The 13,197-nt window shown below is 72.4% G+C and carries 17 protein-coding genes; 11 read left to right on the top strand and 6 right to left on the bottom strand.

Annotated features, from left to right (window positions below):
* Positions 1–437: cysteine hydrolase family protein (locus N4P33_RS24145; protein ID WP_260828816.1), on the top strand; the 437-nt coding region annotated here is incomplete at its 5' end.
* 4 nt (positions 438–441) lie between these two features.
* On the opposite strand, the gene N4P33_RS24140 is transcribed toward N4P33_RS24145, so the two are convergent.
* On the bottom strand, positions 442–936 hold the full coding sequence (locus tag N4P33_RS24140) for a Rieske (2Fe-2S) protein (RefSeq protein WP_260828814.1): 495 nt from the start codon (positions 934–936) through the stop codon (positions 442–444).
* A 206-nt stretch (positions 937–1,142) separates the two neighbouring features.
* Between N4P33_RS24140 and N4P33_RS24135 the strand changes: the two genes are divergently transcribed.
* Together N4P33_RS24135 and N4P33_RS24130 are read left to right on the top strand one after the other, a co-directional pair.
* Positions 1,143–1,448 carry an antibiotic biosynthesis monooxygenase gene (locus N4P33_RS24135; RefSeq protein WP_260828813.1) on the top strand — a complete coding sequence of 102 codons (306 nt, stop codon included), beginning with the start codon at positions 1,143–1,145 and terminating at the stop codon, positions 1,446–1,448.
* 37 nt (positions 1,449–1,485) lie between these two features.
* Positions 1,486–2,898: an RtcB family protein gene (locus N4P33_RS24130; RefSeq protein ID WP_260828812.1), complete on the top strand. Its 1,413-nt coding sequence runs from the start codon at positions 1,486–1,488 to the stop codon at positions 2,896–2,898.
* 12 nt (positions 2,899–2,910) lie between these two features.
* Here N4P33_RS24130 and N4P33_RS24125 read toward each other — a convergent pair whose 3' ends face one another.
* Positions 2,911–3,366 carry an archease gene (locus tag N4P33_RS24125; protein ID WP_260828811.1) on the bottom strand — a complete coding sequence of 152 codons (456 nt, stop codon included), beginning with the start codon at positions 3,364–3,366 and terminating at the stop codon, positions 2,911–2,913.
* A 188-nt stretch (positions 3,367–3,554) separates the two neighbouring features.
* Between N4P33_RS24125 and N4P33_RS24120 the strand changes: the two genes are divergently transcribed.
* Both N4P33_RS24120 and N4P33_RS24115 read left to right on the top strand, forming a co-directional pair.
* Positions 3,555–4,319 (top strand): HipA family kinase, encoded by a 765-nt coding sequence (locus tag N4P33_RS24120; RefSeq protein WP_260828810.1) that lies wholly within the window; start codon positions 3,555–3,557, stop codon positions 4,317–4,319.
* Complete coding sequence (locus tag N4P33_RS24115) at positions 4,316–4,699, top strand: DUF3037 domain-containing protein (protein ID WP_260828809.1); 384 nt, start codon at positions 4,316–4,318, stop codon at positions 4,697–4,699. Before N4P33_RS24120 ends, N4P33_RS24115 begins: the two co-directional genes overlap by 4 nt.
* A gap of 17 nt (positions 4,700–4,716) precedes the next feature.
* Here the strand turns inward: N4P33_RS24115 and N4P33_RS24110 are convergent, their stop codons facing one another.
* Entirely contained in the window at positions 4,717–5,295 is a 579-nt protein-coding gene (locus N4P33_RS24110) for an excalibur calcium-binding protein (protein ID WP_260828808.1), read from the bottom strand.
* 310 nt (positions 5,296–5,605) lie between these two features.
* Here N4P33_RS24110 and fabG point away from each other — a divergent pair, with 310 nt between their 5' ends.
* From fabG to N4P33_RS24085, 5 genes are all read left to right on the top strand, one after another.
* The gene (gene fabG, locus N4P33_RS24105; RefSeq protein WP_260828807.1) at positions 5,606–6,367 is read left to right on the top strand and encodes a 3-oxoacyl-ACP reductase FabG; all 762 of its coding nucleotides are present in this window, start codon (positions 5,606–5,608) and stop codon (positions 6,365–6,367) included.
* A 21-nt stretch (positions 6,368–6,388) separates the two neighbouring features.
* On the top strand, positions 6,389–7,147 hold the full coding sequence (locus N4P33_RS24100) for an SDR family oxidoreductase (RefSeq protein ID WP_260828806.1): 759 nt from the start codon (positions 6,389–6,391) through the stop codon (positions 7,145–7,147).
* Positions 7,148–7,363: 216 nt separating this feature from the next.
* On the top strand, positions 7,364–8,950 hold the full coding sequence (locus N4P33_RS24095) for an ABC transporter substrate-binding protein (RefSeq protein WP_260828805.1): 1,587 nt from the start codon (positions 7,364–7,366) through the stop codon (positions 8,948–8,950).
* 113 nt (positions 8,951–9,063) lie between these two features.
* Positions 9,064–9,747: a uracil-DNA glycosylase gene (gene ung, locus N4P33_RS24090; RefSeq protein WP_260828804.1), complete on the top strand. Its 684-nt coding sequence runs from the start codon at positions 9,064–9,066 to the stop codon at positions 9,745–9,747.
* A gap of 819 nt (positions 9,748–10,566) precedes the next feature.
* Positions 10,567–11,076 (top strand): hypothetical protein, encoded by a 510-nt coding sequence (locus N4P33_RS24085; RefSeq protein WP_260828803.1) that lies wholly within the window; start codon positions 10,567–10,569, stop codon positions 11,074–11,076.
* A gap of 13 nt (positions 11,077–11,089) precedes the next feature.
* On the opposite strand, the gene N4P33_RS24080 is transcribed toward N4P33_RS24085, so the two are convergent.
* The 3 genes from N4P33_RS24080 to N4P33_RS24070 all read right to left on the bottom strand — a co-directional run bounded on the left by N4P33_RS24080 (position 11,090) and on the right by N4P33_RS24070 (position 12,844).
* Positions 11,090–11,581, bottom strand: a complete 492-nt coding sequence (locus N4P33_RS24080) for a hypothetical protein (protein ID WP_313904580.1) — start codon at positions 11,579–11,581, stop codon at positions 11,090–11,092.
* Between the two features lie 113 nt (positions 11,582–11,694).
* The gene (locus tag N4P33_RS24075; RefSeq protein ID WP_260828802.1) at positions 11,695–12,210 is read right to left on the bottom strand and encodes a DinB family protein; all 516 of its coding nucleotides are present in this window, start codon (positions 12,208–12,210) and stop codon (positions 11,695–11,697) included.
* A gap of 43 nt (positions 12,211–12,253) precedes the next feature.
* Positions 12,254–12,844, bottom strand: coding sequence for a TetR/AcrR family transcriptional regulator (locus tag N4P33_RS24070; RefSeq protein ID WP_260828801.1), 591 nt, complete (start codon positions 12,842–12,844; stop codon positions 12,254–12,256).
* 90 nt (positions 12,845–12,934) lie between these two features.
* Between N4P33_RS24070 and N4P33_RS24065 the strand changes: the two genes are divergently transcribed.
* The coding region (locus N4P33_RS24065; RefSeq protein ID WP_260828800.1) for an NAD(P)-binding protein at positions 12,935–13,197 on the top strand (263 nt) is incomplete at its 3' end.

Below are 13,197 nucleotides of genomic sequence, written 5' to 3'. Positions count from 1 at the left end.
GCCCCGACGGCCGGGGCGCGGGCCGCAACGCCCCGCTGTTCCGGGCCGCCGAACGGCTCCCCGTCCGGCAGCTGACCGGCAGCGACGCCGTCCGCGTGGCCGCGCCGATCGAGGTCGCCGACGAGGATCTCGTCGTACGCCGGCTGCACGGGCTGTCGCCGATCCAGGGCACCGGCGTCGACGCGCTGCTGCGCAACCTCGGGTGCCGCACGTTGATCGTCACCGGCGTCTCGGCGAACGTGGCCGTGCCCAACGCCGTGTTCGACGCGGTGAACCGCGGCTACACCGTGGTCGTCCCCACGGACGCCGTCGCGGGCGTGCCCGCCGACTACACCCGCGCCCTGATCCGCCACACCCTCGCCCTGGTCGCCACCCTCGCGACCAGTGACGAGGTGCTGGCCCACCTGGGCCGACAGCGCCGTACGGTCCGGCGCTGACGGCTCACGCGAGCGTGATGGAGTCCCCGCTGACGGTGATCTCCATGGCGGGCAGCGGCTTCTTGGCGGGCCCGCTCTGCACGCTGCCGTCGGCGATCGAGAAGTTGCTGTTGTGACAGGGGCAGTTGATGACCCCGTCGGCGACGCTCTTCACCGCGCAGCCCTGATGCGTGCAGGTCGCCGAGAACGCCTTGAACTCGCCCGCGGTCGGCTGGGTCACCACCACCTTCTGGTCGGCGAACACCTTGCCGCCGCCCTCCGGGATGTCCGCGGTGGAGGCCAGCGCGGCACCGCCCGCGGCGTCGTCGCCCCCGCCCGAACCCCCGCTGCCCTGCTGTCCGTCGTCCTGCGCTCCGGCGCCGGTGTCCACGGAGGTCGAGCCGCCGTCGTCCGAGCCGGAACACGCGGTCAGCGCGACGGCGAGACCCGCCGCCCCGGCCGCCGCCACGACGGTTCGACGCGCCGGTCCCGATGCGGGCTGAAGCGATGCGCTGGTCATGCCGGTGAGTTCCTTCCGGAGAGGATGCGTGATCTGCTCAGAGGTACGGCCGACGGGCCCGCGCCGTTCAGGACCTGCTGAGGGAGGCGCCCACGTGCCCTCGGGTGGCCGCCGTCGTCCTCCGCGCAGGCGTGATCGGTGCCGCGGATCTACGGTGGTCGAAGGGGGTGCCGACGAGCCGAGCCGCCGTAGCGGAGGAGACCGCGATGCAGGAGCACTTTGTCTGGGTGACCACGCGCCGCATCCGGCCGGGCGCACTGGAGGAATTCGAGGAGGCGTGGCGGCCTGCGACCCAGCCGCAGGGGATGCACCGGGCCTTCGCCTACTGGTCCGAGGACGGGCAGGAGATCACCGGGGTGTCGTTCTGGGACTCCGAGGAGGCCTGCGCGTCCTGGCGGTCCTCCGAACCGGAGACCCAGCGGCGGGCCGCGATGGCCCCGTACGTCCTGGAGGAGCGAGAGGGCTTCTACCGCGGACGCGAACTCGCCATCCCCGGCGGAAGCTCCGGCTGAGAGGGCCGCCGACCAGGGGCCCGACACGGAGGCCGCGATGGAGCTGGTCGAGGAACGTGCCTTCCGCTACCGCATCGAGCCGCACGACGGCATGCGGGTGCCCGGGGTCGTGTTCGCCTCCCGGGACCTGATCGCGGACGCCGAGCAGTCCCTGGAGCAGGTCGCCCACGTGGCCACGCTGCCCGGCATCGTCGCCGCCTCCTACGCCATGCCGGACATCCACTGGGGGTACGGGTTCCCCATCGGCGGCGTGGCCGCCACCGACATCGACGCGGGCGGGGTCGTCTCGCCGGGCGGGGTCGGCTTCGACATCTCCTGCGGGGTGCGCCTGCTGGCCGCCGACTGTGACGGCGACACGTTCCGGCCCGCACTCACCGCTGTGATGGACGGCCTGGACCGGGCGATTCCCCGGGGCGCCGGTCCCGGCGGCGTCTGGCGCCCGGACGGGCCGGGCGAACTGGAGCGGCTGCTGGCCGGTGGCTCGTGCTACGCCGTGGAACGCGGCCACGGCGAGGAACGGGACCTGCTGCGCTGCGAGGACGGGGGCGCGGTGGCCGACGCGGATGTCACGCAGGTCGGGCAGCGGGCCCGGGAGCGGGGCCTCGGCCAGGTGGGCAGCCTGGGCTCGGCCAACCACTTCCTGGAGGTCCAGCAGGTCACCGAGGTGTACGACGGTGCCGCGGCGGCCGTGTTCGGCATCCGGGCGGACCAGGTCTGCGTGATGATGCACTGCGGGTCCCGCGGCCTCGGACACCAGATCTGCTCGGACCACGTACGGCTCATGGACCGCGCCATGGCCCGCTACGGCATCTCGGTGCCCGACCGGCAGCTCGCCTGTACGCCGGTCGACTCGCCCGAGGGGCGGGACTATCTCGGTGCGATGGCCGCGGCCGCCAACTACGGGCGGGCGAACCGCCAGCTGCTGTCCGACGCCGCACGCGCGGTGTTCCAGCGCTCCGCCGGCGCCCGGCTGTCGCTGGTGTACGACGTCTCCCACAACCTCGCCAAGATCGAGACCCATGCGGTGGACGGCGAGCGGCGGCGGCTGTGCGTGCACCGCAAGGGCGCCACCCGCGCCTTCCCGCCGGGGCATCCTGAACTACCCGAGGACATAAGGGAGTTCGGGCAGCCGGTGCTGATCCCCGGCACGCTCGGGACGGCGTCGTACGTGCTGGCCGGTGTGGCCGGAGGCGACGCCTTCCACTCCACCTGCCACGGGGCCGGCCGCACGATGAGCCGCCACCAGGCCGCACGCAGCGTCACCGGCGCGGAGCTGAAAGCGCGCCTGCGCCGGGCCGGGATCGCCGCCCGCCCGAAGTCCTGGCGCGGCCTGACGGAGGAGACCCCGGAGGCGTACAAGGACGTCGACGCCGTGGTGGCGGCGAGCGAGGGCGCGGGGCTGTGCCGGAGGGTGGCCCGTCTGGTGCCGCTCGGGGTGGTGAAGGGATGAGGCGGGACGCCGTCACACGTCCACGATCACCGAGCAGGACCATCCGTACGGGTCGGGGCCCAAGCGCAGGCCCTGCCAGGAGACCCCCTTGGGGGCGGCGCCGGTGACCGTCGCCTGGGTGAGATCGGCGAGAGACAGACGCACCTCGAGACCGCCGCCGGACGGCTCGACCTCCACCTCGACCGGGATCCGGCCGGCCACCTCCACTCGGTAGATCACCTCGTCCAGGAGCGCGGTCAGCAGCTCCTCGTCACCACCGGGCCCGAGACGCACCCGTTCCACGCCGCTGGGATGTGCCTCCGACACGTCGGCGAACGCCTCGACCATCCCGCGGACGGCCTCGGCGAGACAGCGCTCCCGCGTGGTGCCCCAGGCCTGCACACGCGTGTCCGCGGTGTGCGGAACCGTCCGATGTCCGCTCTCTCCCTGGCGCCTCGCCCGGAGCTCGTCGCCGATGTCACCGACCATGGAGCAGCGATCCCTTCTCCGCGGCCTCGCACTGAGCACTCGTACCAGCAGTAGCGGGACCCGAGTACCCGCTGCCGGCCGAATCGTGTGTGTCATCGAGGTGCTCGGTCTGGAGGCGAAGCGGGGGGAGCGAAGGCCCCCGTCGTCTCGCGGTCAGCTCCCCGCGGACGCGCCAGTAACCTGGGGCGATGCTCAAGGAAGTCATCGCGACCCGCTACATCGCTCCGCTGCGAGAGGGCGGCTCGCTGCCGGGACTGATCGAGGCCGACGACCTCGGCACCTACGTCCTGAAGTTCACCGGCGCGGGACAGGGCCGCAAGACGCTCGTCGCCGAGGTGGTCTGCGCGGAGCTCGCCCGCCGGCTCGGGTTCCGGGTGCCGCGACTGGTGACCGTCGAGGTCGACCCCGTGCTCGGGCTCGGCGAACCCGACCAGGAGGTGCAGCACCTGCTGAAGTCCAGCGGCGGCACCAACCTCGGCATGGACTTCCTCTCCGGAGCGCTCGGCTTCGACTCGCTGGCCTTCGAGGTGAGCCCGGAGGAGGCCGGGCGGATCGTCTGGTTCGACGCCCTGGTGGGCAACGTGGACCGGTCCTGGCGCAACCCCAACCTGCTGCGCTGGCACCGCGAGCTGTGGCTCGTCGACCACGGCGCGACGATGATCTGGCACCACAACTGGCCCGGCGCCACCGCCTCCGCGGCCCGCCCCTACGACGCCGCCGACCACGCGCTGCGGCCCTTCGCCCCGGACGTGGCGTCCGCCGCCGCACAGCTCGCCCCCCTGGTCACCGAGGACCTGCTCGCCGAGGTCACCGCCGAGATCCCCGACGCCTGGCTGACCGGGGAGCCCGGCTTCGACACCCCGGACGATCTGCGAGCGGCCTACGCCCGGCCGCTGCTCGCCCGCGCGGCGACCGTCCACCAGCACATCCAGGGACTCGGGGGAGACCGATGAGCGACCGTCATGTCTACGAGTACGCCGTGCTGCGCGTGGTCCCGCGCGTCGAACGCGGCGAGTGCGTCAACGCCGGGGTGCTCGTCTACTGCCGTCCCCTCGGGTTCGTCGCCGCCCGCACGCATCTCGACGAGGCCCGGCTGCTGGCCCTCGACCCGGAGGTGGACCTGGAGGGGGTGCGGGCCGCGCTACGTGCCGTCGAGGGTGTGTGCGCGGGCGGCGACGGGGCAGGTCAGGCGGGGCAGGACGACGCCGGCCGGCGCTTCCGCTGGCTGATCGCGCCCCGCTCCACCATCGTCCAGCCCGGACCGGTGCACACCGGGCTCACCGCCGATCCGGCGGCGGAGACGGAGCGGCTGCTGGACGTGCTGGTGCGGTGAGAGACCGGTGAGAGGGGTCAGGAACGCCGGCGCCTGACGAGGTAACCGCCCGCCACGGCCGCGCTCACCACGAACGCCGCGCCGATCGCCACCTCCCAGTCGCTCGGCCCCGTGCGGGACGCGCCGCCCACGCCGCCCTCGACACCGCGCGGCGGCGAGGGCGAGGCCGACGTCGGGGGCACGACGGGTGCGCTGGTGGGGGCCGCGGACGCCGTGGTCGGGGTGACCGGGCTCAGGGTGCGGGTGGGGGTGGGCGTGGGCGATCCGGTCGGCGTCGGGCTGCCGGGCGCCGCCGAACTGGGCGCGATGGTGGTCGGAGCGGGCGTCGGTGTCTCGGGCCGGGGGCGGCTCGTGGAGGACGTGTCGCGCTCGCCGACCTCGCGCCGGGGGAGTGCCTCGCAGGCGATGCCGTCGTCGGGGCCCGCGTCCTCGTCCAGGCGGTGCGGATCACTGCGGTCCGCCTCGAACAGCAGCTGGGCGTCCTCCTGCCAGCGGAAGTCACCGCAGTCGAGGTCCTGGGCGTGAGCTGTCCCGGCCAGAGGCACGATCGCGGCGAGCGCGAACAGCGTGCCCAGGGCACCGGTGCGACGACGCATGACGCGCCTCCTTCGAATGGCTTTCCGGCCACGAATGGCTCGCGCTTCGACGCTAGGGGCGCCCCGGCGCCGGGGCGCGCAGCCGTAGGCCGATCGAGTGCCGGGAGCGTTCGGAGCGTCGTGTCACCGCCACGCGGGTGCGGCCCGGCTGAGGCTGAGCCGCACGGGGAATGGATCACACACGTACGGTGTGCCGTTGACACCGGGTGCCAGGGCTTCTAGCGTCACGTCTGCTGAAGGTACTAAGCGGTCGCTCACCGAACCGGGCGCGACCGCAGGAGCCGCATCCCAAGGGCGAGGAGAAGCAGCAATGTCCACCACTGAGCAGCGGGTCGCGGTCGTCACCGGCGCCGCGCGCGGCATCGGCGCCGCCACCGCCGTACGACTGGCCGCCGAGGGTCGCGCGGTCGCCGTGCTCGACCTCGACGAGGCCGCGTGCAAGGACACCGTCGAGAAGATCACCGCCGCCGGTGGCAAGGCCATCGCGGTCGGCTGCGACGTCTCCGACGAGGCGCAGGTCGAGGCCGCCGTCGCGCGGATCGTCGAGGAGCTCGGCGCCCCCACCATCCTGGTCAACAACGCGGGCGTGCTGCGGGACAACCTGCTGTTCAAGATGAGCGTCTCCGACTGGGACACCGTCATGAACGTGCACCTGCGCGGTGCCTTCCTGATGTCGAAGGCCTGCCAGAAGCACATGGTCGACGCGGGCTTCGGCCGGATCGTCAACCTGTCGTCCTCCTCCGCGCTCGGCAACCGCGGCCAGGTCAACTACTCGGCCGCCAAGGCCGGTCTGCAGGGCTTCACCAAGACCCTCGCCAAGGAGCTCGGCAAGTTCGGCGTCACCGCCAACGCCGTCGCCCCCGGCTTCATCGCCACCGAGATGACCAAGGCCACCGCGGAGCGCGTCGGCATGGGCTTCGAGGACTTCAAGGCCGCCGCCGCCACCCAGATCCCGGTGAACCGCGTCGGCGAGCCCGAGGACATCGCGAACGCGATCGCCTTCTTCACCGGCGAGGAGGCCGGCTTCGTCTCCGGCCAGGTGCTGTACGTCGCCGGCGGACCGCTCGACTAGGGACGACTGGGGACACAGGACATGACTGCAGTGGAACTCTCGGGCAAGGTCGCCCTGGTCACCGGCGCCAGCCGGGGCATCGGCTACGGCGTCGCCGAGGCGCTCGTCGCGCGCGGCGACCGCGTCTGCATCACCGGCCGCAACGAGGACGCCCTCAAGGAGGCCGTCGAACAGCTCGGCGCCGACCGCGCGATCTACGCCGTCGGCAAGGCGCACGACGAGGCCCACCAGGCCGCCGCCGTCGAGCGCACCATGGAAGCCTTCGGCCGGGTCGACTTCCTGGTCAACAACGCCGGGACCAACCCGGTGTTCGGGCCGATCGCCGACCTCGACCTCAACGTGGCCCGCAAGGTGTTCGAGACCAACGTGGTCTCGGCGCTCGGCTTCGCCCAGCGCACCTGGCACGCCTGGCAGAAGGACAACGGCGGCGCGATCGTCAACATCGCCTCCGTCGCGGGCCTCGCGCCCTCGCCGTTCATCGGCGCGTACGGCGTCAGCAAGGCCGCGCTGATCAACCTGACCATCCAGCTCGCGCACGAGTTCGCGCCCAAGGTGCGGGTCAACGCGATCGCCCCGGCCGTGGTGAAGACCAAGTTCGCCCAGGCGCTCTACGAGGGCCGCGAGGCGGAGGCGGCGGCGGCCTACCCGCTGGGCCGGCTCGGCGTGCCCTCCGACATCGGCGGCGCCGCGGCCTTCCTGACCTCGGAGCAGTCGGACTGGGTCACCGGTCAGACCCTCGTGGTCGACGGCGGCATCTTCCTGAACGCCGGTGTCGCCTGAGGCGAGCGACACCCCATGTGCTGACGCACGACGATCCCGGCACGGGCGCCCGTTGACGAAAACGGCGCCCGTGTCGGCGTATCCGGGCCGGACAGAGGCGTTGACAACGTAGTCATCGGACCTCCCGTCTCAAGGACCGTACGGAGTAGGGCCACCAGGCGGAACACTGCGGTATGGTCTGCCGACCCTTGGTATGGCAGATCGAGGAGCGTGCGCGTGTTCAACCGGAACCGATGCCTGCGGCGGGTGGCGGCCATCGCGTCCATATCGTCCCTGGTCGCCGGCTGCGGCGTCCTGTCGTCCGACAGTCCGGACGACGAGGGGCCGATCGTCGTGGGTACGACCAGCTCCCCCAGCACGCTGGATCCTGCCGCCTCCTGGGACGGTTCCTGGGAACTGTTCCGCAACATCTATCAGACGCTGCTGAGTTACCCGGTCGGCGCGACCACGCCCCAGCCGGACGCCGCCAAGAGCTGCGAGTTCTCCGACGCCTCCAACCAGGTCTACCGCTGCGAACTGCGCGAGGACCTGAAGTTCTCGGACGGCGGGGCACTGGACGCCAAGGCGGTCAAGCACTCGATCGACCGGATCCGCGAGATCAACGTCAGCGGAGGCCCGGCGGGTCTGCTCGGCAGCCTGGAGCGGGTGCAGGCGCCGAGCGACCGTGAGGTGGTCTTCTATCTCAACAAGCCCGACGCCACCTTCCCGTTCGTGCTGGCCACGCCCGCCATGTCGATCGTCGACCCGGACGCCTACCCGGCCGACGCCCTGCGCAAGGACACGAGCGTCGTCGGCTCCGGCCCGTACACCCTCGACTCCTACGAGGAGGGCAAGCAGGCCGAACTCGTCCGCAACGACCAGTACAAGGGATTCGCCGAGCGGAAGAACAGCGCGGTGACGATCCGCTACTTCCAGGACTCCGGCGCCATGGTCAAGGCGCTGCGCGACAAGGAGATCGACCTCACCTACCGCGGACTCGCCGCGAGCGACGTGGTGGACCTCCAGGGCAAGACCTCCAAGGAGGAGGAGATCCAGCTCGTCGACGGCACCGGGACCGACATCAACTACCTGGTGTTCAACCCGAAGGACCCGTGGGCCGGCAAGAAGGCCGTACGCCAGGCCATCGCGCAGCTCGTGGACCGCGGGGCGATCGCGCACAAGGTCTACAAGGACACCGTCGACCCGCTGTACTCCATGGTCCCCAAGGGCCTCACCGGCCACACCACCGGCTTCTTCGACGACTTCGGCGACCCCAGCGTCCCCAAGGCCCGGAAGATCCTCACCGACGCGGGCATCAACGGGCCGGTGCCGCTGACCCTCTGGTACACCACGGACCGCTACGGCTCCGAGACCGCGCTGGAGTTCAAGGAGCTGGAGCGCCAGCTGGAGGCCTCCAAGCTGTTCGACATCACGCTCAAGAGCCGTCCCTGGAAGACCTATGTCGAGGGCTACCAGAAGGGTGAGTACCCGGTGTTCGGGCGTGGCTGGTTCCCCGACTTCCCCGACGCGGACAACTTCATCGCCCCGTTCGTCGGCAAGCAGAACGCGCTCGGCACGCCGTACGAGGCCACCGAGATCACCGATGTGCTGCTGCCCCGGTCCCGCAGGGAGAGCGACCGCGGGAACGTGGTGAAGGACTTCGAGGAGGCCCAGCAGATCCTCGTCGACGACGCGCGGCTGCTGCCGCTGTGGCAGGGCCGGCAGTACGTGGCGGCCAGCCGGGACGTCTCGGGCGCGGAGCGGGCGCTGGATCCGTCGACGATCATGATGGTGTGGGAGCTGTCGCGGAAGACCAGCTGGTAGGAGTCGGGCGGGGCGGTCCTCACGGGCATCGGTGACCCCGTTGTCAGTGGTCACCGGTAGGTTCTCAATTCCAGGAAGATCCTGGAAGTGACCGCGATCGTGAGGACGTTGACGTGACCGACATCGCCATGCTGCCCGAGTCCTGGCGTGGGGTTCTGGGTGACGAGCTGCAGCAGCCCTACTTCAAGGAGCTGACCGAGTTCGTCGAGGAGGAGCGGGCGAGGGGTCCCGTCTACCCGCCCCGCGAGGAGGTCTTCGCGGCGCTGGACGCCACGCCGTACGACAAGGTGAAGGTCCTGATCCTCGGACAGGACCCGTACCACGGCGAGGGCCAGGGGCACGGCCTGTGCTTCTCGGTCCGGCCGGGGGTGAGGATCCCGCCGTCGCTGCGGAACATCTACAAGGAGATGCACGCCGAGCTGGGCACGCCGATCCCGGACAACGGCTATCTGATGCCCTGGGCCGAGCAGGGCGTGCTGCTGCTCAACGCGGTGCTCACGGTGCGCGCGGGCGAGGCCAACTCGCACAAGGGGCGCGGCTGGGAGAGGTTCACCGACGCGGTGATCCGCGCGGTGGCCTCCCGGCCCGACCCGGCGGTCTTCGTGCTGTGGGGCAACTACGCGCAGAAGAAGCTGCCGCTGATCGACGAGACCCGGCACGCGGTGGTCAAGGGCGCCCATCCCTCACCCCTGTCGGCGAAGAAGTTCTTCGGCTCCCGCCCCTTCACGCAGATCAACGAGGCGGTGGCGGCCCAGGGCCACACCCCGATCGACTGGACCATCCCGAACCTGGGCTGATTCCGATCCCCGGTGCGGTGCCGCGGCCCGCGCCCGGGCTGCTTCCGGACTTGGGCGGCTTGTATACCCGGGCTGCGCTCCAGGCCCGGGTTGCATCCCGGACCGGGGCGTTCCCGTGCTCGGGGCGCTTTCCGGACCCGAGCCGCTTCCGCACCCGGGCTGCCGCCCCTACTCGTACTGCCTTCGGGACCCGCGGCTTCGGGCTGCGCTTCGGCCCGCGCCGCGCTCCGGGCCCGGGCCCGTGCCACGCTCTGTACCCGGTGGCGCGGTGGACCCGGGCTGTCTCCAGGGTATCCGGGCGCTGTCGTAGCCGTCGGCGGGCCGGCCGTCCCGGTCCCGCCGACTTCCGGCCCGCCCTGCCTGCCGGGGGCGCCTTCTGTCCCTGGGGAGGGTTCCGGACCCGGGCCGTGCTCCGGATTCGGGCCGCGCTTTGGATCCGAGCCGCTCCCGACACCCGGGGCTGCGCTCCGGACCCAGGCTGCTCCCGCACCCGGGGCGCCCATCGCCGGGGCCGGGTGAGCGCCCGGCCTCCTCATGCGCCCGTGGTCCGCTCAGGCGTGTGCCGCCGCATCGCCTGGAGACGGTGGCTCTCCGACGGCGGGCGCCTTCATGCCTCAGCCGCGCTCGATGGTCCTGTCGGGTTGCCCTTGGCGTCTCGCCCCGGCCCTCTGTGACGTGAGCCGGTGTGTCGGCACGGCCTCTCCGTCATGTGCAGCCTCGTTCGGCGTTGCCGGGTGTCGCGGGGTGACCTGGGCCCTATTCGGGTCGGGGGCGGTTAGCGTTCGGCGTGGGGGCTGGGCCAGGAGTGCGGAGGGTGCCGTGGGCGAGCGACCGGGGCAGGCGGTGCCGGATGCCGTGTGGGCGCGGATCGGGCCGGTGGTGATGTTGCACCATGCCGGGGACCGGGAGGAGGCCCGGCACCGGCTGCTCGGTCTGTGGGCGGAGATCGGTGAGCACGGCGACCCGCTGCACCGCTGCACCCTGGCCCACTACCTGGCCGACACCCAGGACGACCCCGAGGTCGAACTGGCCTGGGACCTGCGGGCCCTGACGGCGGCCGAGGAGGTCGCCGGTGACCGCACGGCCGGATACGAGGGAGCCCCCGCCGTCCGCGCGCTCTACCCCTCCCTGCACCTCAACCTCGCCGCCGACTACGCCCGCCTCGGCCGCCCCGACGCCGCCCGCACCCACCTCCACCGCGCCCGGGGAGCGGCCGGCACCCTCGCCGACGACACCTACGGCGAGGGCGTGCGCAGCGCGATCCGGCGCCTGGAGAGCCGGCTCGGCGAGGGAGATGAGCCCACCGGACCGCCCAGGCAAGGTCCGTAAGGCACCAGGTCGGTCATCTTCCGTACGCGTCCTTGCAGATGGTCGCCTCCGGGCTGTCCGCGCGCCAGCCGCCGTACCGCCTGCCCAGGCCGCAGACGTCCGGCGTGCTACGCAGGTCGCGGCGGACGGAGTCCGGGACTGCGGAGAGGTCCACGGGCGGGCGACGAGGAGTCCCCGTGCGGTCGGGGGTGGTGGGACGGGGCCGGCTGCCGCGGTCGCCGGGCCGTGGCGTGTCCTGCGGTGCGGGTGCCGTGGGGGTGGCGCGGTGTGAGGGGGACGCCGCCGGCGTCTCCGTGGGCCGGGACGGGTCGACCATCTCCAGGGCCTCGCGCGCCGGCGCCTGCACGATCTGTGTCTCGGCCTGCCCGTCCGGGCGGGGGACCGGCGGCTGGGACGGAGCCGGCGGCGGGCCGGGCGCGAGCGGACGCTGAACCGTCACACAGCCCGTCAGGGCCGACACGGCCACCGTCACCAGAAGCGTTGCTGCGGTCGTCGTTCGATGCACCCGCGCCACTCTGCTGGCTCCGGCCGCCCGGTGAACGGCGGACAGGCACAGGATGCCCCGCACGGGTGATCTCCCGCCCCGTACGGGGGCCGCGCGCACCGCCGGGGTGACGATCAGTCGCCGGTGGCGCCGTCGAGCTGCTCGCGGACCAGGTCGGCGTGGCCGTTGTGACGCGCGTACTCCTCGATCATGTGGGTGTAGATCCAGCGCAGGCTGAACGGCTCGCCCGACTGCCTGCTGCGGCCCTTGGACAGGTCGTCCAGCGCGAAGCCCGCCGCGTTGCGCCGCGCGATGTCGATCTCCTCCTGCCAGGTCGCGTACGCCTCCTGCCAGGTGTCCGCCTCGGTGAGGTGGAACTCGCCGTCCGGATCCGCGTCGCTGCAGTAGATCGGGCCCGGGTCCTCGCCCAGCAGCACGCTGCGGAACCAGCCCCGCTCCACCTCCGCCATGTGCCGCACCAGCCCCAGCAGGGACAGCTCGGACGGCGGCACCGACGCGGTGCGCAGCTGCGCGTCGGTCAGGCCCTCGCACTTCCAGGCGAGGGTGCTGCGGTGGTAGTCCAGCCAGCCCTCCAGCATGGTGCGTTCGTCGGCGTTGTTGGCGGGTTCGCGGCGCTCGGTCGTCGTCATCTGGGCATCCTCGCTCAGTCGTACGCCGCGCCACCAGGTGTTTTCAGCCAATGATCATCCCGTCCAGCACCTCGCGCAGACTCTCCCGCACCGCCGCCAGGTCCGGCACCCGGGCGCTGAACGACCCGGCCACGCACGAGAACATCAGCCCGTCCGCCCAGGCGATCAGCGTCAGCGCGTGCCGCTCCGGGGCCGTGGATCCCAGTGCCGTGACGAGCGCGGTGAGCTGGTCGCGGAAGCGGGCGCCGGCCGCGTCGAAGTGGGCGCGCAGCTCCGGGCGGCGGGTTGCCTCCAGGGCGAGTTCGTAGCGGGCCAGGGTGAGGTCGCGGTTGCGGGTCAGGGCGCGGTGGGTGGCCAGTGCGAGGGCGTCCACCAGCGAATCCGTTCCGGCCGCCGGGTCCGGCATCTCGTGCAGCGCGAGCACCCGGGCCTCCCGGTCGGCGAGCCGGCGTACGGCCAGTTCCAGCAGGGCCTGACGGGTGCGGGCGAGGTTGGAGGTGGAGCCCTGGGGGAGTCCGGCCGCCTCGTCGACCGCCCGGTGGGTGAGCCCGCGCATCCCGCGCTCGGCGAGCAGGGCGAGAGCGGCATCGGCGACGAGATCGGCGCGGGCGGCGCCGGCGGTGCGTACGGACATGGTGGTCAACCTACCCGGCGCACTACGGCTGTAGTACAGTCGAGACGTACCGGCACTACAGATGTAGTGCGGCTGTCGCGAGGAGGCGTCATGGCAGACGTGAAGCGGGCCGTCGTGATCGGCGGAGGCATCGGAGGGCTCACCGCGGCGGCCGCCCTGCACCTGCGCGGGGTGAAGGTGACGGTCCTGGAGCGCGCCGGTTCGCTGGAACCGGTCGGCGCGGCCATCTCCCTGGCCCCGAACGCGCTGCGCGGGCTCGACGTCATCGGGCTCGGCGACCCCATTCGCGCCCTGTCCGCCTGGCAGGGCGACGGCGGGCTGCGCGCGCCGAGCGGACGCTGGCTGTCCCGGTC

The organism is Streptomyces sp. 15-116A (genome assembly GCF_025290915.1).
Classification (GTDB): Bacteria; Actinomycetota; Actinomycetes; order Streptomycetales; family Streptomycetaceae; genus Streptomyces.
Note: the sequence above shows the minus strand (reverse complement) of the source record. Positions and strands in the feature narration are given on the sequence as shown.